This window comes from Leptospira barantonii (assembly GCF_002811925.1).
In the GTDB taxonomy this organism is placed as follows: domain Bacteria; phylum Spirochaetota; class Leptospiria; order Leptospirales; family Leptospiraceae; genus Leptospira; species Leptospira barantonii.
In genome coordinates this window covers 238719-262060 of record NZ_NPDS01000007.1, presented here as the reverse complement: position 1 = coordinate 262060, position 23342 = coordinate 238719, and the positions used below count along the sequence as shown (strand labels likewise).

Genomic DNA, 23342 nt, shown 5'->3' with positions numbered 1-23342 from the left:
TTCGAAAAAAGCACGGCATCGTCAAAAAATCTCGAAAACGGTTTCAATAATTCATACCAAAACTAAAAAGCAATAGAAAAAATAAGGAATCAAAAGAGTTTTCCATTATGCCGGTCTTTGAGAAACTAAATTCCCTCAGCACGAAGATTCTAAACCACTTAAAAGAAAAACTCTGGTTAAAAATCTTAATCGGAATGAACGCCGGAATTTTTGCCGGAATTTTACTCGGTTCTGATTTATCTTTGGTGGAGCGCGATGTCGCTCAACTTATTACTTCCTGGCTTGTTACACCCGGACTTATCTTCATCGCCCTTTTACAGATGATCATGGTGCCTTTGATCTTCTCTTCTATTATTCTCGGAATTTGTTCCGCAGAAAATATAGAGAATGTCAAAAAACTCGGAATTAGAACCTTAATTTATTTTGTTTTAACCACCTTCATTGCGGTGGCGATCGGAATCGCTTGGGCGCTTTGGTTGGAACCCGGAAAATCCACGATTCAGATTAAGAATGCTTTGGGCTCCAAAATCCCCGCACCGACTACGATTCCGACTTTGGACAAATATCCGGAATTGTTTATGTCATTCTTTCCAAAGAATCCGTTCCTTTCCGTCACTCAGGGGGAAATGTTAAACGTAATCGTGTTTTCCATTCTGATCGGAATCGCGATTCTTTCCGTGTCAAAAGATCTTTCCAAACCGATTTTGGAACTCCTGAATTCCGTTTTTCAAATCAGTATGAAAATCGTGAACTGGGCGATGGCTCTGACCCCGTTTGCGGTCTTCGGTTTAATGGCGAAGGCGATATCTTCAATCGGAGCGGAACTTCTTCTTACCCTCGGAGTTTATATGAGCACGGTTTTGCTCGGATTGATTTCGGTGATCGTTCTGTATTCGATCATTCTCATTTTTTTAGCGAGAAGGAACCCGATCGACTTCTTTAAAAAAATCGCAGGTTTACAATTACTCGCGTTTTCTACTTCGAGTTCCGCCGCGGTCATGCCCGTTTCCATCAAAACCGCCACGGAAAATCTAAAGGTTAAAAAGAATATCGCGGAATTTATCATTCCCGTCGGCGCAACCGTGAACATGGATGGAACCGCCCTTTACCAAGCGGTCGCTACGATTTTTTTAGCGCAGTATTACGGAATCGAATTGGCTCCGACTCAACTCGTCTTTCTTCTTTTTGCAACGGTCGGCGCCTCGATCGGAACGCCGAGTACTCCCGGAATTGGAATCGTAATCTTAGCGACGATCCTAGCTGGACTCGGAATCCCCACCGAGGGAATCGGAATTATCTTAGGGGTGGATCGTTTTCTGGATATGTGCAGAACCACAATCAACGTAACCGGAGATATTACCGCGTCTTGTGTGATGGACAGGTTGAGTTGATTGAGATCCAGATTTTATAGACTTACTTTTTACAACATTCTCGCGAACATCACGGTTCCTCTTACGGGTTTGGCCGACACGGCTATATTAGGAAATCTTGATACTCATATCTTTATGGCCGGAGCCGCGTTATCCGGTATTCTTTTCGATTTTATCTTTTGGATGTTCGGTTTTCTAAGAATGGGAACCACCGGATTGACCGCTCAGGCTTCCGGTGAAAAGAATGAAAAAGAATCCCTTATGATTTTGGTTCGATCCTTAGGGTTGGCTTGTTTTTTCGGAACGTTGATTCTTCTTTTTTCTCCTTGGATTCGAGAATTCGGATTTCAAATTTTACAAGGGGATTCAAACGTCAAAGCGGCTGGACTTTCTTACTTTGATTCGAGAATCCCGGGTTCCATCGCGGTTCTTTGCAATTACGTTTTTACGGGTTGGTTTTTAGGGCGGGAGAGAAGTTCCTATGTTTTGATCGCGACCATCGTTGGAAACGGAATCAACGTCGCGCTCGATGTTTGGTTCATTCTCGATTTGGGCTGGGAAGCGTACGGAGCCGGTTTGGCGACGAGCATCAGTCAATTCGGAATGTTGGCGGTTTTTGTTTTTCTATTTTTCAGAGAATGGAAATTGATACCCGACTTAAAGTTGTCCTTCCTTCGGGACAAACATCTATTTTCGTTTAGCGGATTTTCATCCCTCCTTCACTTGAATCGGGATATTTTTCTAAGAACCTTGTTTTTGATTCTTACGTTCAGCTTGTTTCGAAATTTCAGTTCGGAAGCTGGCACAGAAATTTTAGCCGCGAATTCGATTCTACTTCAGTTGATTCTTGTAAGCGCGTATTTGGTAGACGGTGCGGCCTTTGCTACCGAAAGTTTAGCCGGAAACATTTACGGCGAAAAGAATTGGAAACTTTTGAAGGATCTTCTTTTTCTCGCGCTCTATGTGAGCCTTGTTTTCACATCCGTCTTTCTCGGGTTCCTGTATTTGTTTCCCGGCCTTACTCTCGGAATGATTACAAAAAGCGATTCGGTTTTGTTTTTGTTAAACGAATACAAGATTTGGTTAATTCCCGTTTTGGAAATCGGTGCCGTCGCTTTTATCCTAGACGGATTTTTTATCGGGCTTACGAAAGGGAGAATTCTCCGCAACTCTATGTTGATCAGTACCGCACTTTTCTTTTTTCCGATGGCGTATCTCGGTAGGATCCAAAAGGACAATCATCTTCTTTGGCTTTCGTTGGCTCTTCTTATGTTCGGAAGAACTTTGACCTTATCGATTCAAGCGAGAAAATTCTTTCTGAATTCTTCGCTACGAACATCCATCGAAGCGGAACCGAACGCAAATTAACGGTTCGTTACGCCTTCTTCCAAAACGACTTGGATCTCTGCGGGAATATTTTTCCATTCTTCGGAGTTGCGACTTTTATAAAAAACCGGAGATTGAATTTCGTCCCAGTTCTCCGCACGAAAAAGATCGATACTTTCCTCTCCCTTTTTAAAAACGCGGGAAGATTCATCCGATGCGGGTTTTACGTTTTGAACGGGGGCCCATCCGAACCCGGGAACATAAACGTCCATCGTATCCTTAAACGAAACCGAATTCGGTCCGGTAATCGTCGCCGTGTATTGCGAACGAACGGGAACGCCGGAATCCAAAAGACTTTTTTTCAAAGCGGGCATACTACTTCGGAACAATCGAGCATCGAATATCTTATCCACGTAATAGGAATTTTTTTGAACTCCTAAGGGCGGTCCTTTGAGGAACGGTTTCAGATCTTCTCCTATACTTTCCTTCTTTTCCAAAAAGTCGTCGGTCACGTAATAACGAATGTTTTGAGTTCGAGCTTCGAAAGAATATTCTAATGTTTGTTTTCCCTTTACGTCGTCCACGCCGAGAACTTTGACGAAGGCCCGTCCGTTTCCGATAAAGTCCTGTTTAAATCCCGCGTCGGTCATTTTTAAATTTCGAATTCTTTGATGTTCCGTAGTCGGTGGTTGAAAAATTCCGAGCGAACCGCCCGCGACGGAAAGTTCGTTCAATGAAAAAGTGATTCGAACCTTCATGATATGTGTGGTTTCTCCGGAAGCGATAAAACGATCCGTTTCGACGAAGGAAACCTTTCGAACTTCTTTTCCGGTTCGGTCGACGACGAAGATTCTACTTCCTAAAAAAACCATTCCTCGAATTTCCTTCGAAGGAGTTTTGATCGATCCGGTAATCGATCCGTTGTTCGGATTGTAGCGATAAATATTTCCGTCGGAAGAATCGGAAACCCAGATGGAATCACGCGCGAAAACCAAGTCTCTAGGTTGCGCGCGGTCGGTTAAAAATCCGCCGATCAATTTGCCCGTCGCCTTATCCAGAATGGAAATTTTTCCATTCTCTTGATCGAGAATATACAACAAAGAATCCTGACTTGCGATTCCTCCGATCTTTTCGATCGGCACGGAAATTCTTTCGGTGACTCCGCCCGTGTTCGGTTCCACCTTTAAAACGAGTTTTCTCGCACCTACAAAAATTCTCCCTTCACGCGGATCAAAACTGATCCCGCTTAAAAAAGGAATGTTTAAAGAAAACGATTCTTGTCTTCCGCTCGGATCGACTCGATACAAAGAACGATGTGCGGAATCGATATACCAAAAATTCGTTCCGTCGTACGTAAAGCCGTACGCGTTTTCCGTAAGTTTGATTTCCTGATCCTGGGAAAAAATCGGAATCGAAAAAACGAAAAGGAACGCAACTAAATACCTGAAAAAACTGACTTGAGTGAAATCCATAGCTCCTCTGCAAGACCGGGTCTGTGTATATCAGTTCCAATTTGGATAGGCGAAGGTACGAAGATAAAAATCAGCGCGAATAGAATCAAAAGGCCGCCGACTTTTCGAACTCGATCCAAGGGAACCACCGGGTCAGGGACAAAAGGGTGTTCTACTTTTATGATGAAATAAATTAGGAAACCCCACAGTAACCATGAAAAATTCCATAAACACAAAAGTAAAAATCCTATAAAAAGATAATAAATCCAGTTTCTATATTTTTCACCAAAAATGGAATAAATTACGTGGCCTCCGTCGAGTTGTCCGAACGGAAGAAGATTGATTGCGGTCACAAGAAGGCCGACCCAACCCGCTTGTGCCAAAGGATGAATCCAAACGTCTTGAATCCGAGGATCGAAAGGTCCTAAGATCCATTGATTGATCGTAATCGTAAAAATGGATTCACCAAAAGAGATGACTCCGGGATTTCCTTGAAGACTTTCCATCGGAACCAAAGAAGACCAATAAATTCCTAAAACGTAACAAGGAACGGAGAGAATCAAGCTCATCAAAGGTCCCCAGATTCCGATGTCGAAGAGTTGTTTCTTATTTCGGATCGGTTCGAGAATCTTAATCACCGCGCCCATGGTTCCGATCGGAGCGAACGGAATCGGAATAAAATAAGGCCATGTCGCTTTAACGCCGTAATATCGAGCCGCTAAAAAATGTCCCATTTCATGAGCCAAAAGAATTACGATCAAGGAAAGGGAATAAGGCAGTCTAAGAAAAAATAATTCTTTTAAATATTGTAAGGGCAAGAAGGGAATTTCTAAGAATTCGCTCTGAAACGTAAGAGTCAAAAAGGTAAGGATAAACAAGATTACGTGTGTTGAAAATCGGGACTGTTTCAATCGCTATTCTATTCTTATCGGAAAGAATCCTCTTTACATCGTATCGTGAATTTTTAGCCTTTTACTTACACAGTTTGACGAAGACCGGAGAATAAAATTTGTTCGAGAACATTAAATTCATAAAGAAGTATGATCCCGCCGCAAAGTCCTATCTGGAAATCATACTCTGTTATCCGGGTCTACACGCGCTCTGGTTTCACAAATTGGCTCATTTTCTTTATCGGATGAAACTTCCCCTAATCCCGAGGATGATCAATACTTTTTCCAGATTCATTACTGGAATCGACATTCACCCCGGCGCGCAGATTGCAAACGGGATCATGATCGATCATGGACACGGAGTCGTAATCGGCGAAACGGCAACCGTCGCAAAAGGATGTTTGATTTATCAAGGTGTTACTCTCGGCGGAACCGGAAAAGAATCGGGGAAACGTCATCCGTCTTTGCTGGAGAATGTGGTCGTCGGCGCGGGCGCTAAAATTTTAGGAAACATCACGATCGGAAAGAATGTTCGAGTCGGAGCGGGTTCCGTCGTAATGAGAGACGTTCCGCACGATACGACCGTGGTCGGAATTCCGGCGAAAGCGGTTCGTTCCAAAATGCCGATCGGAGAAGAAGGCGAACACATGCTGGATCACAACGAGATTCCGGATCCGGTCGCGAAGGTTTTTTCTCTCCTCCTCGAAAGAATCGATTCTCTCCAAAAAGAAGTGGATTCGATGAACAAGGATGGATTTCACAAAAACGTTTCGAGAAAAGAAAAAGACAATCTGGAAGAAATTCTGGATGAGTTTATCCACGGCGGCGGAATCTAAAAACAAAAGCCCCGTTTCCGGGGCTTTGCTACGAGGGAACTTTCTCTCTAATTCAATCGATTATTTTTTTGGAATAAAACAATCGATCCCGTCGGTTTTCAATTTTGATTTTAAAGACTCGGCTCCGGTTCTACTGCCGAAATCACCCAACTGAATTACGAACAAACCGTCTCTGGTAAACACGAAGGTCTTTTCTCCGTATTCTTGACCGATGCTGGATTTATACGCTTCGGCTCTTGTTTGATCGCGGAAAACTCCGACTTGAACCGTATAACCTTTCGGAGAGCCTTTGATATATTTTCCACCGGCAACTGGTTTGTTTGGATAATCGGATTTCTGCGGATTTAATTTTTCCGGCTTTCCGTTTTCGTCTCCGAGAAGCGCGTCTTCATCGTCGTTATTTTCGAGATCTTCGGATTCTTCACCGCCAGCTCCTCCGCGTTTTACGACTTTGATTCCTACTTTAGCGATACCATTGTCTTTGAATTCCAGAGTATCGGCGGCTTTTTCGGAAAGATCGATGATTCTATCTTTTACGAAAGGTCCTCGATCGTTGACGCGAACCAAAACTTCTTTTTGATTTTCAAGATTCTGAACTCGAATGATGGAACCCAAAGGAAGAGTCGGGTGCGCGGCAGTTAGTTTCGTTTTGTCGAACTTCTCGCCGCTTGCGGTCGGTTTTCCGTGAAACTTCGCTCCATACCAAGAAGACATTCCGATTTCGTCGAAATCTCCGTTGGAGCTGTTCGTTTTTTCGGGCGGTTGAGCCTTTGCGTATTTTTCAACGTTCAATTCTTCTTCGAACGATCTGCGTCCCGGTTTTTGAGAAGCGGTGTTCGAACCGGATTCACGATCCATCGGAGCGATTTCTTTTTCAAAGAAAATCTCGGACGGATCTCCGGATGCGCTGATGCTTCGTTTGGATTCAACGGATGCGCAAGACGTAAAAATAATCAGGGCAACTAAGATTGCTATTTGTTTCATGTTTCCCTCGGGTCCTAGTGATTCCTTTATCAAATCGGTAGAATCGAAAAAAATCATTACAACTTTTTCGGTCGCCCAAGTTCGAAATAATTCCGATAGTTGTTTTATGACCGGGACAGACATCAGCAAGATATTCAATCAGGCTTTGGCCTTGGAAAAAGAAGGCAAACACCCGGAAGCGATTCAACTTTACGAAAGCCTGATCCAATCCCAACCAAAGTACCAAAAATCGTATCTGAATTTAGGCGCGCTCTATTCCAAACTCGGGAATTCCAGAAAAGCGATCGAGGTTTATCAAAAAGCTCTCGGGATCGGAAAAAACCCGGAACTCTACTACAATATCGGTGTGGAACTTTATAGAACCGGAGAAGTGGAAACCGCCGTTCGATCTCTCAAAAAATCTCTCGAACTCGAAAAGAGATTTTTGAAATCCCATATTCTTCTCGCGTACTGTTATCGCCAACTTGAGAAGGACGACAAAACCGAACTGTATCTCACGAACGCGATTCGACTCGATCCCGAAAATCGAATGGCCCTCACCGCTTTGGCGACTTTACATTTCGAAAAAGAACGTTGGAAAGAATGTCTCGAAACCGCAAACAAGGTAAACAAACTTTATCCCGGCGACTCGAGAATGCAGGTACTTCTTTCGGAAGTTCATACCCGTCTCGGAAACTTTAAACAATCGTTTGAAATTCTAAAACAAGCGACTTCTCAATCGAAAGGATTTACTCGTTTTGCGGATGCGGTCGAAGAATCCAAAAAGAATCCGGAAGAAGCCGCATTCTTCGATTCGTTGGAAAAACTCACCAAAAACAAACTGGATGAATTCCGTTCCAAATTCGAAATGAGTAAGGAAAATCCCGAAGACTTCGCTCCTCCGAATCCTCAGGATGCACTTGATCTTTCACTCATGTATTTATTCCATGGTGATAAAGAACGGGCTTTGAAGTATATGCTTTATGCCCAGAAACAATTGGAAGAATCCGGTGCGCAAGAATCGAGCGATGGATAAAGGGCGAAATCATTCGCTCGCTACTATAAATCTCAAAACTTTTTGGATTCGATCTTTAATCGTATTATTCATCGCGTTTACCGTGAACGTCTGCATTTATCCGATTCGGGAAGCGGAAGTTTTAGAAAATGACATTTCATTCATCTATCTTAACTCAGCAGAATTCTCAGAAACGGAACTCGAAAGGATAACTTCGATCTGGAAAGTAAGGGGCTTACGAGGAAAAGGAAACAACGCCGAAGATAAAAACAATCTCGGAGTTTTATTCGCAAAAAATTCCCTATTGGACGACGCGGAAACTTCTTGGAAAGAATGTATGAAACTTTCGGATTCAAATCCGATCTGTTTCTCAAATCTGATCCGTATGCACTATCTCATCGACGAGTACGAGACCGCTAAAGATGAAATCGCTTTATATCTCAAAAACGCGAAGAAGGATCAAGTTCAACAGGTTCGCAAACTTCTTACTTCTCAAAACCGAAGAGAAGAAACCGTTCTATTACTCGACGTTCAATCCAAAATCCCAGGAATGGAAGTCGTTTCTTGGGAAGAATTGAGCGCGTATTTTTTGGAAAAACAAGATTACGAAAAAGCCTATTTCTATTTGGAAAAAATCCTACAGATCAATCCTTATCACAAGAATGCGCGCGCTTCCATGGTCCTGTTGGCTCACGATTTGGAGAAATGGGACGATCTTTTGATGTTCTCGATCAATCTCCATTCTACGGACGACAAGATTCCCGATCTGAATTATTATATTGCGAAAGCATATTATGAAAAACGCAATTACTCCGAAGCTCTGGATTGGATCCGGAAAGCGCCCGAGTCCGAAAAGGAAACACTTCCGTTTATAGAACTTTGGAAAAGAATTCTTCTTTCTGTGAATCCCAACTCCGATTTACATCCAATTCTTCCTTACGTCAAAAGAATGCAGGCCAAAGGTTTGCAGATTCGAGAAGAGGACATTTTACCGACATTAAATTCTTCCGGAAAAAAAACGATCGAAGACATCAAAGTCGGGCGTTAGATCAAATTTCGTCTAACGCAATAAATTCCAAATTTGTAACGCCTGTTTGAGATTTTTCGCTTCGTGTGTTCGAATATATTCCACTTTTTGAATGGAAAGATACAATTCCGCGATTACCGTCGCGATTTCCCTTTCGGAAACGTCCAAACCTCCGAGTGCGTTTCCTAAAAAAGATTTTTTAGTCACCGAAACCATCATCGGAGAAAATTCTTCTTTGAGACTTTCGATTCGTCTTAAAACTTCGAAGCTCACTTGAAAATCGGGACTCAGAAAAAAACCCATTCCCGGATCAAAGATCAATTGCTCCGGAGAAATTCCCGCGTTCAACAATGCCTTTTTTCTTTCACGAAAGAATTTTACGATTTCGGAAAGTACATTCTCCCTTGTGAGATGAGATTGAACATCGGGACGATTTGCATGATTGTGAGAATACATCAAAACGAACTTTCGATCGGTTCCCGAGAATTTTGAAATTTCTCGGATCGAAGCTTCGTCCACAAAGCCGCGGATATGATTGATAAATTCCGCGCCGGCGGCCAAAGAATTTGCGATTACCGCGGGTTGAAACGAATCCACAGAAATGCGAATTCCTTTCGCGATCAGATCGGGGATCAGATTTTTCATTCTTACCCATTCGATTTCGGGTCCGACCAGACCCGCTTGGATATTGGAAGACTGAGCGCCTATATCGACCACGTTCGCGCCTTGGCCGATCAGAGAATCCGCCTTTTGAAAAGAGGCGGAATGAGTGAGATATTTTCCACCGTCCGAAAACGAATCTTCCGTGATATTCAGAACGCCGAAGATCGTCGGAGATTGCGCCGAAGAATTCGAGTCGAGCTTAGTTTCCATCTTTAAAAACTCCGATACAAGGCCGATACTTTAAGAGAGATCCTGGAATTAAACTAAAAACGGCGATTCTTCTACATTCTTTTTGGAGTGATTCATGCGTCCTTTTACTCAATCGATTTTCTTTTTGTTTCTTTGTGTTCTTTCACCCGTTTTTGCTCAGCCCTTACCGGATCTTCCCGAAAAACAATTCGGGCAACCGCTCAACACGCAGAACGACGAATACAATCCATTGATCAGCCCGGACGGCCGTTATATCGTCTTTCAATCCAATCGTCCCGGCGGAGAAGGTGGGATGGATATTTGGATCTCGGAAAACGTTCGATTCTTGGATAAGGAAAGTCCGGCGGAATGGACCAAACCCGTAAACATGAATCAAAACATTCGGGAAGAATTAAAACGACCTTCCGTTCAAGGCGTTCGTAAACCGAACCTGTTTAACTCGAACGCTTTCGAAGGAGGCGCTTCGATTTTATTCGATTCGAACAACGCCCCTTCTGAAATTTATTTCACGTCCACGATCAATCCCGCAATCGGTCGCGCAGGTTTTGAAGGTCTGAACATCTACAGAACGATCAAAGATAAAAAAACGGGAAGATGGAGCGACCCGGAACATCTGAGCGAAATCAATTCCAACTTCAACGAAAAGATGCCCGCGATTTCACCGGACGGAAGTTTTTTGATCTTCTCATCCGATCGTCCAGGTGGTTACGGAGATTTCGATCTTTGGATTTCGGTGCGAAACACAAAAAACGGAAGTTGGTCTCAACCTAAAAATTTAGGCTCTCCTCTCAATTCTTCGGAAAGTGAAATTCTTCCATTTATTCATCAGGACGGGGAGCAACTTTATTTCAGTTCCAATCGGGAAGACGAACGAAAGAAATTTAAGGTTTTTAGAATATTCTTAAGATATAAATCCGCGCTCGATAACATGCTCGAAGACGAAGAAGAAACGGAGGAAACCGCTCCGACGAAAACGAGCGAAACTTTAGTTCCAAAAGTCGATCAATCCTCTTTGTTACTTCTTCCAAAACCGTTTAACACGGATAAGTGGGAAGGACACGATAGCGAAGGAATCAGTTTTGATCGGGACGGAATCTGGGCTTATACATCCTCCAATCGCGGAGGAGGAGAAGGCCAATTCGACATCTACCGTTTTCAAGTTCCGGAATCGCTTCGTAATTCCTATACTCTGAATTTCAAAGGTCTCGTTTTGGACGGTTCAGAAAAAACGATGATCGGTTTGGATTCCACTTTGAAAATTTACGACGGTAACAAACCCGCAAACGTGATCACTTCGAAAAGAATCGGCGGTGATCTTACAAAAGGGAAACCTTCCAACTTTGCGACAACACTACAAACGGGAAGAGTGTATAAAGTCGAAATCAGTTCTCCGGGTTTTCATCCTCAAGAGGATATTTTGGATCTTCGGGGAAACATCGGTAAAAATAGAAAGGTTTATCGGACCTATGTTCTGTTCCCCGTAAAAACCGGAGAAGGAAAAACGGAAGAAACCAAAGTGGAACAACCCGTTGACAACCAAACTCCTACTTCCGCGGCGATGAAAGTGGTTGTAGCGGATGCCACAACGAAACAAATTATTTCCGATGCAAAAATTACACTTTTTACACCGATTAACCGCAAAGGAGAATCGCTCCTTCAGGAAGCGGATAAAAAATCCTTTTTAGTCAATAAATTGCCGGATAGCGATTTTGAATTATTTGCGACCGCTCCGAAATATATTTCCGAAAGCGTAAACGTTATTCAAAAAAATATTTCCAAAAACGGAACCGTGACGATTTTTCTTAAAGCGGAGAAGGACGTAGATCCGATCTATAATCTACACGTTTACTTCGAATTTAATAAAACAAAAATCACGGACGAGAACAAAAAGTTACTAGCCCCTCTTGTAGAGTATCTTGTTAAAAATGCGTCCGATAAAATTGAAATCGGGGGACATACGGATAACGTAGCCTCCAAGGAATACAATACGAGATTGAGCGCCAAAAGGGCTCGTAACGTTTACGATTATCTTCTTTCCAAGGGGATTTCCGAAAAACGGATAAAAGCGAGAGCTTATTGGTATTCACAACCGGAAGCAGAAAATGAAACAGAGACCGGAAGAGCAAAAAATAGAAGAGTGGGTTTTAGAAAACTCTAAGGAGTTTTCATGACAGTACAATACCAAAAATATCTGCAAGCTCCGAGGTCTTGGGAAACGATCCAGGACCTCAACAAGATCAAGTATATTCTAAAGGAATACATTCACTTTCAAGGCTTACTCGTTAAGGAATCTCCTTTCCATCAGGAATTAAAACCCATGGAGATCAGAGAGGACGGCACTTTTGTTTTTCCGATCGACTCGACTCTGACGAACGTAAACGACGAACTTGTTCTTTACAGAACCCTTTCCAAACATATTGAAATCGGTTTCGAAGTGATCGAAAAAAACGACGCTCAGATCATCTGCAAACCCGTTTTTGCGAAAATCGCAAAAACACAAAGAATGTCCCCTCGTATAGAGGGTCTCATCGGAAAAGTTGTCTCGCATAAGTTTTTGATTCCAAGAAAAGAATTAGAAATCAATAAAGTACTCGGAACCTCGGGCCAAATCATTCTCAACGATTTGAACCGCAAGGTGAAACAAATTTATCCATCTTCAAAACTCATATTCACTTCTTCTAAAGATCTTTCTCCCGAAGAAGAATTGGTGAAGAAGTTCAAAAAACCGATATATATCAGCGATACTTCCCTTTTGGATTCCGTCGCCGAGGGCGAATTCGAAGGCTTGGATCTGATTCCGATCAAAGAAGCCCTTCAAGAAGAATTGATTCTGGAAGAAAGAATGCGATTTTTCAAAGGAAGCAAGACCCGTTCTTTGCTTATTTATCCGATTCTATTCAAGAATGGAGAAGGCGATCAAATTTTTGCGATGGGTGTGATCGAATCCAGTGAAGGACCGATTTCGGACAAAGTTATTCCTCTCTATAAAGAGATGGAGGAAATTTTCAACTCGAGAATGGGAGATTCCAACACGAAGGCCGTGGACATTAGACAAAATGTTCTCAATATTTCGGAAGGTGGAATTCTTCTTGAAGTAACGGAATCCGAGTTGATCGAATCGTTCTTACATAAACCCGTTTTTACCGCGGACATTACGTTTAAGATGCAAGCTCCTTTACGATTCGCATTCCATATCCGACATATTTCCCAGGTCGGAGAAATCTATCACGTAGGCGCAGAAATAGTTGGCTCCAATGATGCTAAGGCAAATATGACTCTATTGAAGAAAAATATGAACTTCATTAAGACTCAGTAATTTGCCTTGGAAAATCAGAAAAACTTTTTAACCACAGCCCCTTATAAGGGAACTAGAGACTTTTATCCGGAGGAAATGCGCCTCCGGAATTGGATGTTTTCCGTAATGCGCGAGACCGTTTTGTCTTTCGGTTACGAGGAATACGACGGACCTATCTTAGAATCTTTCGATTTATACAGAGCAAAAAGTGGAGAAGAAATCGTAGAACGGCAGTTATACGATTTTATCGATAAGGGAGAAAGACGCGTTGCGATTCGTCCCGAAATGACTCCCACACTTGCAAGAATGGTTGCCGGAAATCTTCGCAATCTTCCTCGTCCGGTTCGCTGGTTTTCCATTCCGAATTTATGGCGTTACGAACAACCTGGCAAAGGAAGACTCCGAGAACACTGGCAATTGAACGTGGATCTTTTCGGCGTCGATACACACCGAGCCGAACTCGAAGTTCTTTTGATCGCAGATTCGATTCTAAAAAAATTCGGAGCACCCGCGGGAAGTTATCAAATCAAGGTTTCTCACAGAAAACTTCTCGATAGCTTCTTAAAGAATTCTTTAAAACTCAACGAGGATCAGATTCACGGAGTTTCTAAACTCCTGGATAAAAAATCCAAAATTTCTCCCGAGGCGTTCGAAGCGGAAATCAAACCGCTTCTCAATAATTTCGAAGAACAATTTGCGCTCATTGAAAAATATCTCGCTTCCGATTTGGAAACCGTTTCTTCAATTTCGGGAATTGATCCGGATTCCGTTTCTTTCATTCGCAATTTATTCAAAGAACTTGGAGAGCTCGGAGTCGACAAACAACTCGTATTCGATCCTTCCATCATACGCGGTTTCGATTATTATACCGGTTGTATCTTTGAAGTATTCGATACCAATCCTGAAAACAGAAGATCTTTGTACGGCGGCGGAAGATACGATAACCTAATCGGACTTTTTTCTAAAGAACAACTTTCCGGGATCGGTTTCGGTTTAGGAGACGTGACTCTCAAAAACTTTTTAGAAGGTCACAAACTCATTCCGAACCTAAGTCGTGAAACGACTCTTTTTCTTCCGATCATGGATGATTCTCTTTTTGTGGAAACTTTCAAACTTTCGAAAGAACTTCGAGAAAACGGAATCCTCACCGAAACGATGTTAGATTCCGCAAAAATCGGAAAACAAATTCAGGCCGCGGAAAAAAAAGGTTATCGCTACGTATTGTTTCTTGGAGAATCGGAAATCCGTACGGAAACCGTTCAAATCAAAGACCTCGTTTCCGGTGAACAGAAAAGCCTTCCGAGAAAAGGGCTTTCCGATATTCTTAAAAAAGATTTTCAACTTTGATACAAATCGTAGACCAAATCGATTTTTCATTCTCCACTTGGATTCGGACGAAACTCCACAATCCCAGATTGAGCCATATTCTTTCCAAGATCAATCGTGGTGAGGTATTCCTCATCATTCTTCTTCCGTTTTTGTATTTCAAAAACGATCTGCCGTTCGCTTGGTACTGGGTTCTTTTATTTACGGGCCTAGTGACTTATGCAAACGATCGGTTCGTTCTTTTTTTAAAGAAGCTCATCGCGAGAAAAAGACCTTTGATAACGGTTGCGGGAAAAGTGGATTCGAATCCGGATATGAAACATTCGTTTCCGTCCGCACATGCGGCGAATTCGATGACTGCAGTTTTGATTCTTGTGCTTTTGTTTAAATTCTCTCCGGCCTTGATTCTGATTAGTTTCTTAGCCGGAGTGGGAAGGTTGCTTTCTCTACATCACTTTGTAAGCGACGTGATCGGCGGTTGGATCATCGGAACGATCTTCGGTTTTACGGGCTTATTTCTTGGAAGCGCTCTTCTTAGCTTTTGCTGTTCCTGACTTATTTCCCAAAGCATCCAACGTAAGTTTATGACGGACTTCTCCTTCGTGAGTAATCGAAGTGGAAGAAAGAACTTCGTCGTTCAGATCCAAATTGATCTTTTTGTCCTTAATCAACAGCTTTAGAAAATTGAAAACGTTCTTGCTGAACATTTTAGAAGCGTCCGCGGGAATGGAACCCGCAAGATTTTTATGACCGATCACGGTAATTCCTTTCGGAGTTACTACGTTTTGTCCGTGTTTCGTATATTCGCAGTTTCCACCCATAGAGGAAGCGAGATCCACAACAACGGAACCCGATTTCATGTTATCTACGATTTTTTTAGTAATCAATAACGGAGCTTTTCTACCCGGAATCAAAGCGGTTGTGATGATAACGTCCGCTCTTTGCGCGTATTTATCGATCGCTTCTTGTTGGCGTTTTTTGTATTCTTCGGTTTGTTCAACCGCGTAACCACCTGCGGCCGCGGAATGAGACGCACCCTCGACTTCCACGAACTTAGCGCCAAGAGATTGAACCTGCTCTTTCACTTCAGGTCTTGTATCGAATACGTCAACCACCGCGCCCAATCTTCTGCTGGAAGCGATCGCTTGTAGACCGGCAACACCGGCTCCGATGATCAGAACGGAAGCGGGAGTGATCGTTCCTGCCGCAGTTGTAAGCATTGGAAAGAACCTCGCTAAGTGAGAAGCCGCAAGCAGAACCGCTTTGTATCCCGCAACGGTAGCTTGGGAAGAAAGAACGTCCATAGACTGCGCTCTTGTGATTCTCGCGATCGCATCCAAGCTTAAAACTTCCACTTTTTTCGCGGCGAGTTTTTGGATGGTAGGCGCGTTCATAGCAGGCTGAAACATTCCGAGATAAATCGTTCCCGATTTTATCTTCGCTAATGTCGCAGGATCGGCAAGGTGAATGCTCACGATGATATTGGATTTGCTGAGAACATCCTGACGAGAAACCAGACTTGCTCCGGCTTTTTTATAATCTTCGTCGTGGTAGTATGCTTGTTCTCCGGCGCCCTTTTCTACAAGGACGGTTGCTCCGATTTTCTTCAATGCATCGATGATGTCTGGAGTTACGGATACTCTTGTTTCTTCTTTAGCTTCTTTTAAAATTCCAATATTCATAATTTATTCCCGGTAAATAGATAAATAGCGTGTTTCCGGACGCGTTTCGGTAAAGTACGTCCAGAATTTCTTCGCGTAAATTTAATCCAAGTTATTTTTAAAGTATTCGATGGTTTTCCGAATTCCTTCAACAAGAGGAACCTTCGGCTCGAATCCAAGGTGTTTTTTTGCAAGAGTTAAGTCCGGCTTTCTACGAGCGGGATCATCCTGAGGCAACGGCTTATGAATGATTTTAGATGAAGAACCGGTTTCTTTTAAAACCAACTCCGCTAATTCACGAACCGTAAATTCTCCATCGTTTCCGAGGTTCACCGGTCCGTTAAAATTTTCTGTGTTCATCATACGTATGATTCCGTCGACGAGATCGTCCACGAAACAAAAGGAGCGGGTTTGATCGCCTTCTCCATACAATGTTATGTCTTCTTTTTTGAGAGCTTGCACGATAAAATTGCTGACCACTCTTCCGTCGTCCGGCAACATTCTCGGGCCGTACGTGTTAAAGATTCGAATCACTCGAATGTCCACTTTATGATTTCTCAAATAATCGAAACAAAGAGTTTCAGCGACTCGTTTTCCTTCATCGTAACAACTCCGGATTCCGATCGGATTTACGTTTCCCCAATATGTTTCCTTTTGAGGATGCTCCAATGGGTTTCCGTAAACTTCGCTTGTGGACGCTTGTAAAATTCTCCCCTTTACCCTTTTGGCAAGACCGAGCATGTTCATCATTCCGAGAACGTTCGTCTTAACCGTTTTGATTGCATTGGATTGATAATGAACGGGACTCGCAGGACAAGCCATGTTGTAGATTTGATCCACTTCCAACTTAATCGGATCCGTGATATCGTGTCTGATAAATTCGAACTTAGGATTTTTGAAAAGTTCTTGGATGTTCTTTTTTCTTCCCGTGTGAAGATTATCCAAACAGATAACTTCGTTGCCTTCTTTCAAAAGCCTTTCACACAAATGAGAGCCGATAAATCCGGCGCCACCGGTGATCAATATTCTTTGTTTACTCATGATTCTTCTTTTTCCAAAAATTCTGCGGGTAATGGTTTTCCGTTTAGGTCGAGTCCCTTGCTGAAAAACCATTCCATAACTTCGGGAGTTACTTCTCCGGGGAATGGAGCTTCCATATTTCCATTCTCGGGAAAGTGGAATGGGTCTTCGTCTTGCGGAAATTCCTGTTCAGCAACACCCGATTGGAATACCTTTTTAACCGATACGAATATGATGGATAAGCTAAAAAAAGACCAGAGGAGGGCAATCAAATATCCCAAGACTATCACCGATTTCGGGACGTCTTTAGAAGGATTGGCGCCGGTTATCCATGTCGCCATGATTCCCGCATCCGTGTATGCGATGTTTCCCGTAAAATCAAGAAGATCGTATAAACTATAAAGAGTAATGCTTGTTCCGATAAAAACGAGAAGGAGACGATTCAATTTTAGATTGAAGAAACCGAGTAAGACAAATCCCAAACCCCAAAGAATTCCAGTGTACTGCGCGAGGTTTCCCGGCTTAGAATAAGAGATCGTCATCAGTAAAAGAACAGCGCCGAAAGAAATCAAAGTCGGTCTCACCATTCTCCCCGAAAAACCGCGATTGAGTAAAAATCCTCCGATCAAACAAGAACCAAGATATCCCGCCGAAACAACGAAGATAAAAGAACCCGTTCCCGAATTCGGAATGGCGATCGTTTCTCCCGATTCGTTTCCGTGAAGTTCGATCGCGTGGACGGAGCCGCCCGTCAACAACGCGGCGATCGCATGACCGATCTCGTGAATGAAAACGATAAAGTCTTTTAGATAACTGACAAGGTGATGATCCCAAAAAGAAAAAAGCGTGATCGCTATGGAAATAAAAATCGTCAGCCTGAGAAATCGATTCTCCATCGATCTAATTATCGGCAGAATTTTTATTTCCGAGAGAATTTACGGTCTTTTAGGACGTTCTAAAATGTCTTAAAATTTCCTGTAGTTTTGCCGCTTTTAAAACCGATTCATCCACGACGTGTTTGATTTCTTCCGAAGTTCTCGCAATCGATTCGGAACTATCGGCAATACTTTGCATCGAATGAGAAATTTCGTCGGAAGCGGTTTTCTGAAATCCGGAAGATTCGTTCACAGTTTCTCCAAGTCGATTGACTTGATCGGTGTTTTTTCTAATTTCACCTAACTTCTCCGCTTGAGCCGATAGGGAAGCGGTTACGATCGTCGCCGAAGAATTTACGTCTCCGATATAATCGGTGAGTTCTTTGACGATGGATAACGATTCTTGAAATTTTTCCGCGCCGAAATCGACTGCCTTCGTTGTGTTGCTGATAAGAGTTACGATATCCTTGATGGAGTTTCGCGTTTGATCCGCGAGTTTTGAAATCTCTTCCGCGACGACGCTAAATCCTTTGCCAGCTTCACCTGCTCTTGCCGATTCGATTGATGCGTTTAACGCCAATAAATTCGTCTTTTCTGAAATGGAAGTGATGATGCCGATGATTTTTGAAATCCCGTTCGAATATTCTTTGATTTCATCCATCGCGACGATCGCTCTTCCGAAAGTCTCCTCGCTCTGCGACGCCTTTAGTTTTACTGAAGAAGTTTGATGCGAAAGATTGTCCATCGATCTGGAGACATTTTGAATCGATTCGTTCACCGTTCCGATACCGTCGTTGATCGCAGTCAATCCCGAAGACTGAAGATGAATCGATTTTACGATTTCGTCTAATGTAGAAGATAATTCTTGAGAAGCCGACGCGGTTTCTTCCACGGATGCGGCTTGTGTATGAGTTCGCGATTGAAATTGCTCCGTTGACTCGGAAAGATATTGATAGAGTTGTTTGTTCTTTTCAAAGTTTTCTTTGATTTGAACGAGCAAACCCCAAACGCTGATTACAAGTACACGAAGACTTGAATGTATTTCAGTGACTTCCGAGTTTCCTCTTCTGGCCGGTATTTCGGTTAAAAAATTTCCTGAAACGATTTCTTTCTGAATCGCTATGATTTCCCGAATCTCTTTTCGATAATTCAAAATCGTTCGCATCAGAAGAAGAATGCCGAACGTTCCACAAACCACTCCTAGAATGGGTAAGAATATCAAACCGTTTTGAATCCATTCGTAATTTGCAAACAACAAAGGAACGAAAACAAGCAACGCATACGTGATGATTTTTCCGGAAAGTCCGAGCTTCTTAAAAAAAGCGCGAACCGCAGATTTAAGTTTCCAAGATATGGAATCGGTATTTCTCAATTCGCGAAAAAGAATCTCGGCTCTTTCGATTTGCTTTCGAGTCGCTTTTTTACGAACCGACATATAACCCGCGACGGCGCCTTCGCTCATTACCGGAGTAATGGTCGCGTCGACCCAATAGTGATCTCCCGACTTTGCGCGGTTCTTGACGACTCCGTTCCAGGGATTTCCGTTTTGAATCGTTTCCCACATTTCTCGGTAAACTTCGGAAGGAACGTCGGGATGACGAATGAGATTGTGCGGTTCGCCTAACATTTCCTTTTCGGGAAAACCGCTGATGTCAGCAAAATCCTGACTTACGTAGGAAATTCTTCCCTTTATATCGGTTCGGGAAATTAAAACCGCGTTGAAAGGAATCTCCAATTCTTTGTTTGTAACGGGGAGATTTTTTCTCATGGAAACCTCTATCAATTACATCCGAAAATAAGGCCCAAGAGTTAAAAGAAAAATTTTGAATCACGATCAAAAAGACGTTATCTTCTATCGTTCGATCATATTATCAAAAATCAACGAGCGACGTTCAATAAAAAACTAATATAAGCCTTTGTCTTTACGATTGCCGGAGTCTAAGTAGGGCAGAATGATTATTCTGACTCTTAAAGGATAAGAATCTATATTATAAATTTATGATGCAATTCTTTGAATTCTAATCCGATTTCCTATCTTGAATGAATTAAGACATAAAAACGAGATACGCTTGAATCAAACCTACAAATCCGCCCAACAATGCTCCGAGAACGATCAAAGTAGTTTTGTCCTCTTTGAAAACGGAATGAAGAAGCGATTCGAATTCTTCCGGCGGTAAAACGCTCAAGCGATCCGCTACGGTTTTTTCGATTTGCAGACTATCCGTCAGATAGCCTTGAATGCGGTCTGCGACTTGAGGAATGATCCAGATCAATCGATCCGCAATTTTTACTTTGAGTTCGTTTATTTTTTGAGATCCTAAAAACATCGGAGCGAACGGGGCTTTTTCTTTTAATTTCGATTCCGTCATTGTTTTTGCTTTTTCGATTACCAGTTGAATGATAAGATCGCCGCCTTTTCCTAAAAAGATAAGTCGGATTAAATTTTCAGCGTTAAACACACGGGAAGAAATCACTTTTGCGAATTCCTTTGAAACTTCCTTTTGTCTTTTTAAGAACAACCCTTGATATTTGAAGAATAAATATTTCTTAGGTTGCAAAGGACGAAAGATCATTAGAATCGCGAGCCAATTCGTATAATAACCGACTAAAACTCCCATAATCGGCATCGTCCACCATTGATTGAAAAAACCGATAAAGGAAACTTGAATCAATCCGATTAAAAATCCGAAGTAGATGCCGGATCTTATGATAAAGGAGAATTCGGGTCCCCCACATCGAACGAACATTTCGACCAGAAATTTTGTATTTCTTCCGCTTAACGAAATTCGAATGATCTCTTCCAGTTCCAAAACGGAATCCAATTCTTTTCCGAAGGATTGATAAATCTGTTCGATTTGTTTCGGGATTTCGATTCTAATTTCTTTTTCCAAATCGTCTTTGATCGTATCGGGAAGCAAAGACCAAAGTGTTGGATTCTCCGCCACGAGAATATCGTGAACGATCTCTCTTGATTTTTCTTTGATGATGTCGCGAACCGAATCATTGATTTGATGCGGGTCCACTTTTTCGTACAACTCGTATGGGCGAACCACTTTCGAAGTTAAAACTTTTGCGATCAGAGAACTCATCTTGATCGCGTGATTCGGTATAATTCCTTTCCATCCGAACCGACCGATTCCGATAAACTCATTCGGATAAAAGATCATCTGAACGGCTATGTAATTGGTTATCCAACCCACAAAGGAACAAGTAAATAGAATGGAAATAATTTCGGTGAGTTGCCTATGTGCGTGAATCCAGTCCATCGTTTCCGTTCCTTATAACATCCCTTAAGAGTTTCGATAACGTGAAACTCAAAAGGAAAACGGACAATCTCTTTTTATTCCGCGCGTTAGGTTATAAAACGCTAATGATCTTTCAAAAGCTCGAAAACTTTATTCCGCTTTTCTTTGGGATCGAATTGCCCTTTTAAAAGAATTCAAAAGAATGGGTTTGTGAGTGTTCGGCTTTCGTTTCTCATTTCCGGTTTCCTACATATTCTAATATTCCTTTTTGTTTTTATTCCATTCTTCGATTTTTCTCAATGGAAGGATCTTAAGATTTTTCTGAAAAAGGGAAACGTTCCGAACGTCATTTTGAGTTTTGCCCAAGATGGATCCGGTGAAAATTCCGATCCGACCCTTTCCGAGAAAGCGAACTCGGAAGGAACGATCGAAAGAGAAATCGAAAAATTTAAGAATGAAATCCACTTTCCACAAGGAGCTTTGGATCAAAGACTGGAATCGGATTGTTCTTGGGAAGTGAGAATAAATTCTGGTGGAAAGGGAGAAATTCTAAGGACAATTCAACCTTGCCGATATTCGATCTTTGAGGTCGAATTTCATAGGGCGCTGAAAACTTGGAAATTCGATTTGAACGAGGGAACAAACCTGATCATTCCGGTTTCCTTTAAAGTAGATGAAAGAGAATTCTGAAGAAAACGAATGGTATGCTCTTTATACCAATCCAAGAGCCGAAAAAAAGCTCAAACGATTGTTTCAAGAAAGAAAGATCGAATGTTTTCTCCCCTTGATCTCTAAAAAGAAAAAGTGGTCGGATCGCTGGAAGGTAATCGAAGAACCGATGTATCCTTCGTACATCTTCGTAAAAATTTCCTTCATCAAGGATAAGATCCGAGTTCTTCAATTGCCCGGCGCACATCATTTCGTTTTCTATGTTGGAAAACCATATATAATCCCGGACGAAGACCTAAGTCTTGTGAAAAGTTTTTTGGAAACGTATCCGGATCGAATTCAAGTTCAGATTCAGGAAAAACTTCTTCCGGGCAAAAAAGTTCTCATCAAAGAAGGACCTTTTACCGGATTTAAAGCCGAGATCATTCAAAGAAAAAATGAAGAACAAATCGTCGTTAAATTTCCGGGAATGAATTTGATGACTTCAGTGACACTCGATGTAAAAACGTTAAAACTGGAGGAAAACATTGGATCCAATTTTTGAAAAGATAGAAAAGGCGATCGATACGGAGATAGAATCCATTCTTCATTTCAGAAAGAATTTGGATCCTTCGATCAAAAACGCGATCGAACTCATTCTCCAATCCAAAGGAAAACTGATCGTAACCGGTGTCGGTAAATCCGGCGATGTCGGTAAAAAAATCTCCTCCACATTATCATCCACTGGAACACCTTCGGTTTTTTTACATCCCGCAGACGCGGCACACGGTGACGCTGGAATCATTTCCGGCGAGGACGTAGTGATCGCCATCGGTAAATCGGGAGAAAGCGAAGAGTTACTCAATCTGATTCCGACGATCAAAAACATCGGAGCGAAATTGATTTCGATGACGGCTAACGTAGAATCCAGACTCGCCAAAGAATCCGATGTCGTATTAATTACCCCGGTTTTAAAAGAAGCTTGTCCTCTTGAGCTTGCCCCTACTTCAAGCACAACGATCGCATTGATCCTAGGCGATGCCATCGCGATGTGTTTGATGGAATTGAAGGATTTTAAAAAAGAGGACTTTGCTCTTTATCATCCTGCTGGAAGACTCGGAAAACGTCTGAGTTTGAAGATCGACGACGTGATGAGAAAGGACAAGGATCTCGCAAAAGTTTCTCCGAACACGAAGTTGGAAGACATACTCACGGAAATCACCGTTAAAAGACAAGGCGCTACCGGAGTTACGGATTCTTCCGGTAAACTTTTAGGAATCATTACGGATTTTGATATTCGCAAAAAATTGAAAGAAGGAAAACTCGATTCCTCAATCACCGCGGAACAATTGATGAATCCGAATCCTACCGCGTTCCAAGCGGGTACCAACGCTTATGAAGTTCTAAAACAGATGGAATCCAGACCGAATCCGATTTCAGTGGCGCCGATCGTCGACGATTCGAAACGTTTGATCGGAATCGTTTCCATCCACGATCTTTTACAAAAAGGTCTTTAAGATT

21 protein-coding genes are annotated in these 23342 nt (G+C 42.3%); 12 read left to right on the top strand and 9 right to left on the bottom strand.

All coding sequences use genetic code 11. From position 1 onward, the window contains the following. Window positions 1–107 precede the first annotated feature (107 nt). Window positions 108–1391: a dicarboxylate/amino acid:cation symporter gene (locus tag CH367_RS16245; protein WP_100763540.1), complete on the top strand. Its 1284-nt coding sequence runs from the start codon at window positions 108–110 to the stop codon at window positions 1389–1391. Then, window positions 1392–2738, top strand: coding sequence for an MATE family efflux transporter (locus CH367_RS16240; RefSeq protein WP_100763539.1), 1347 nt, complete (start codon window positions 1392–1394; stop codon window positions 2736–2738). It abuts the gene before it with no gap. Here the strand turns inward: CH367_RS16240 and CH367_RS16235 are convergent. Both CH367_RS16235 and CH367_RS16230 read right to left on the bottom strand, forming a co-directional pair. Then, window positions 2735–4168: an NHL repeat-containing protein gene (locus CH367_RS16235; protein ID WP_100763538.1), complete on the bottom strand. Its 1434-nt coding sequence runs from the start codon at window positions 4166–4168 to the stop codon at window positions 2735–2737. The genes CH367_RS16240 and CH367_RS16235 overlap by 4 nt on opposite strands. Further along, on the bottom strand, window positions 4132–5025 hold the full coding sequence (locus tag CH367_RS16230) for a site-2 protease family protein (RefSeq protein ID WP_100763612.1): 894 nt from the start codon (window positions 5023–5025) through the stop codon (window positions 4132–4134). The genes CH367_RS16235 and CH367_RS16230 overlap by 37 nt, the downstream gene beginning before the upstream one ends. A 131-nt stretch (window positions 5026–5156) precedes the next feature. On the opposite strand from CH367_RS16230, the gene cysE reads away from it, so the two are divergent. After that, window positions 5157–5873 (top strand): serine O-acetyltransferase, encoded by a 717-nt coding sequence (gene cysE, locus CH367_RS16225; protein WP_100763537.1) that lies wholly within the window; start codon window positions 5157–5159, stop codon window positions 5871–5873. A gap of 60 nt (window positions 5874–5933) precedes the next feature. On the opposite strand, the gene mpl36 is transcribed toward cysE, so the two are convergent. Next, window positions 5934–6857, bottom strand: a complete 924-nt coding sequence (mpl36, locus tag CH367_RS16220) for an RlpA family plasminogen-binding lipoprotein MPL36 (RefSeq protein ID WP_100763610.1) — start codon at window positions 6855–6857, stop codon at window positions 5934–5936. 106 nt (window positions 6858–6963) lie between these two features. Here mpl36 and CH367_RS16215 point away from each other — a divergent pair, with 106 nt between their 5' ends. Beyond that, window positions 6964–7872, top strand: a complete 909-nt coding sequence (locus CH367_RS16215; RefSeq protein WP_100763536.1) for a tetratricopeptide repeat protein — start codon at window positions 6964–6966, stop codon at window positions 7870–7872. Then, window positions 7865–8899: a tetratricopeptide repeat protein gene (locus CH367_RS16210; protein WP_244284597.1), complete on the top strand. Its 1035-nt coding sequence runs from the start codon at window positions 7865–7867 to the stop codon at window positions 8897–8899. Before CH367_RS16215 ends, CH367_RS16210 begins: the two co-directional genes overlap by 8 nt. A gap of 12 nt (window positions 8900–8911) precedes the next feature. Here CH367_RS16210 and folP read toward each other — a convergent pair whose 3' ends face one another. Then, on the bottom strand, window positions 8912–9751 hold the full coding sequence (gene folP / locus CH367_RS16205; RefSeq protein WP_100763535.1) for a dihydropteroate synthase: 840 nt from the start codon (window positions 9749–9751) through the stop codon (window positions 8912–8914). A gap of 94 nt (window positions 9752–9845) precedes the next feature. Between folP and CH367_RS16200 the strand changes: the two genes are divergently transcribed. Genes CH367_RS16200 through CH367_RS16185 form a run of 4 tightly spaced genes read left to right on the top strand, consistent with a single transcriptional unit; the run spans window position 9846 to window position 14926 of the window. Further along, entirely contained in the window at window positions 9846–11909 is a 2064-nt protein-coding gene (locus CH367_RS16200) for an OmpA family protein (protein WP_100763534.1), read from the top strand. A gap of 9 nt (window positions 11910–11918) precedes the next feature. Next, window positions 11919–13067, top strand: coding sequence for a DUF1577 domain-containing protein (locus tag CH367_RS16195; protein ID WP_100763533.1), 1149 nt, complete (start codon window positions 11919–11921; stop codon window positions 13065–13067). A gap of 6 nt (window positions 13068–13073) precedes the next feature. Next, window positions 13074–14393 (top strand): histidine--tRNA ligase, encoded by a 1320-nt coding sequence (hisS, locus tag CH367_RS16190; protein WP_100763532.1) that lies wholly within the window; start codon window positions 13074–13076, stop codon window positions 14391–14393. Next, window positions 14390–14926: a phosphatase PAP2 family protein gene (locus CH367_RS16185; RefSeq protein WP_100763531.1), complete on the top strand. Its 537-nt coding sequence runs from the start codon at window positions 14390–14392 to the stop codon at window positions 14924–14926. The genes hisS and CH367_RS16185 overlap by 4 nt, the downstream gene beginning before the upstream one ends. Here CH367_RS16185 and CH367_RS16180 read toward each other — a convergent pair. From CH367_RS16180 to CH367_RS16160, 5 genes are all read right to left on the bottom strand, one after another. Further along, window positions 14885–16054, bottom strand: coding sequence for a Re/Si-specific NAD(P)(+) transhydrogenase subunit alpha (locus CH367_RS16180; protein WP_100763530.1), 1170 nt, complete (start codon window positions 16052–16054; stop codon window positions 14885–14887). The two genes, CH367_RS16185 and CH367_RS16180, sit on opposite strands and share 42 nt — an antisense overlap. 81 nt (window positions 16055–16135) lie before the next feature. Continuing rightward, window positions 16136–17074 (bottom strand): UDP-glucuronic acid decarboxylase family protein, encoded by a 939-nt coding sequence (locus tag CH367_RS16175; protein WP_100763529.1) that lies wholly within the window; start codon window positions 17072–17074, stop codon window positions 16136–16138. Next, window positions 17071–17949, bottom strand: a complete 879-nt coding sequence (locus CH367_RS16170; protein WP_100763528.1) for a M50 family metallopeptidase — start codon at window positions 17947–17949, stop codon at window positions 17071–17073. Before CH367_RS16170 ends, CH367_RS16175 begins: the two co-directional genes overlap by 4 nt. 49 nt (window positions 17950–17998) lie before the next feature. Then, window positions 17999–19696, bottom strand: coding sequence for a methyl-accepting chemotaxis protein (locus tag CH367_RS16165; protein ID WP_100763527.1), 1698 nt, complete (start codon window positions 19694–19696; stop codon window positions 17999–18001). Window positions 19697–19973: 277 nt separating this feature from the next. Continuing rightward, a complete protein-coding gene (locus CH367_RS16160; protein ID WP_100763526.1) occupies window positions 19974–21194 on the bottom strand; it encodes a DUF445 domain-containing protein in 1221 nt (406 codons plus the stop codon). 189 nt (window positions 21195–21383) lie between these two features. Here CH367_RS16160 and CH367_RS16155 point away from each other — a divergent pair, with 189 nt between their 5' ends. The 3 genes from CH367_RS16155 to CH367_RS16145 are packed head-to-tail and all read left to right on the top strand — an operon-like array spanning window position 21384 to window position 23338. After that, on the top strand, window positions 21384–21863 hold the full coding sequence (locus tag CH367_RS16155; RefSeq protein ID WP_100763525.1) for an LIC_10042 family TonB-like protein: 480 nt from the start codon (window positions 21384–21386) through the stop codon (window positions 21861–21863). Further along, complete coding sequence (locus CH367_RS16150) at window positions 21847–22386, top strand: UpxY family transcription antiterminator (RefSeq protein ID WP_100763524.1); 540 nt, start codon at window positions 21847–21849, stop codon at window positions 22384–22386. Before CH367_RS16155 ends, CH367_RS16150 begins: the two co-directional genes overlap by 17 nt. Further along, window positions 22370–23338, top strand: coding sequence for a KpsF/GutQ family sugar-phosphate isomerase (locus CH367_RS16145; RefSeq protein WP_100763523.1), 969 nt, complete (start codon window positions 22370–22372; stop codon window positions 23336–23338). The genes CH367_RS16150 and CH367_RS16145 overlap by 17 nt, the downstream gene beginning before the upstream one ends. Window positions 23339–23342 lie beyond the last annotated feature (4 nt).

Bases quoted from the DNA above. Each gene is read 5' to 3' on its own strand.
- CH367_RS16245 (WP_100763540.1), top strand. From the start codon at position 108: ATGCCGGTCTTTGAGAAACTAAATTCCCTCAGCACGAAGATTCTAAAC.
- CH367_RS16235 (WP_100763538.1), bottom strand. From the start codon at position 4,168: ATGGATTTCACTCAAGTCAGTTTTTTCAGGTATTTAGTTGCGTTCCTT.
- mpl36 (WP_100763610.1), bottom strand. From the start codon at position 6,857: ATGAAACAAATAGCAATCTTAGTTGCCCTGATTATTTTTACGTCTTGC.
- CH367_RS16215 (WP_100763536.1), top strand. From the start codon at position 6,964: ATGACCGGGACAGACATCAGCAAGATATTCAATCAGGCTTTGGCCTTG.
- CH367_RS16210 (WP_244284597.1), top strand. From the start codon at position 7,865: ATGGATAAAGGGCGAAATCATTCGCTCGCTACTATAAATCTCAAAACT.
- folP (WP_100763535.1), bottom strand. From the start codon at position 9,751: ATGGAAACTAAGCTCGACTCGAATTCTTCGGCGCAATCTCCGACGATC.
- CH367_RS16200 (WP_100763534.1), top strand. From the start codon at position 9,846: ATGCGTCCTTTTACTCAATCGATTTTCTTTTTGTTTCTTTGTGTTCTT.
- CH367_RS16195 (WP_100763533.1), top strand. From the start codon at position 11,919: ATGACAGTACAATACCAAAAATATCTGCAAGCTCCGAGGTCTTGGGAA.
- CH367_RS16180 (WP_100763530.1), bottom strand. From the start codon at position 16,054: ATGAATATTGGAATTTTAAAAGAAGCTAAAGAAGAAACAAGAGTATCC.
- CH367_RS16175 (WP_100763529.1), bottom strand. From the start codon at position 17,074: ATGAGTAAACAAAGAATATTGATCACCGGTGGCGCCGGATTTATCGGC.
- CH367_RS16170 (WP_100763528.1), bottom strand. From the start codon at position 17,949: ATGGAGAATCGATTTCTCAGGCTGACGATTTTTATTTCCATAGCGATC.
- CH367_RS16165 (WP_100763527.1), bottom strand. From the start codon at position 19,696: ATGAGAAAAAATCTCCCCGTTACAAACAAAGAATTGGAGATTCCTTTC.
- CH367_RS16160 (WP_100763526.1), bottom strand. From the start codon at position 21,194: ATGGACTGGATTCACGCACATAGGCAACTCACCGAAATTATTTCCATT.
- CH367_RS16150 (WP_100763524.1), top strand. From the start codon at position 21,847: ATGAAAGAGAATTCTGAAGAAAACGAATGGTATGCTCTTTATACCAAT.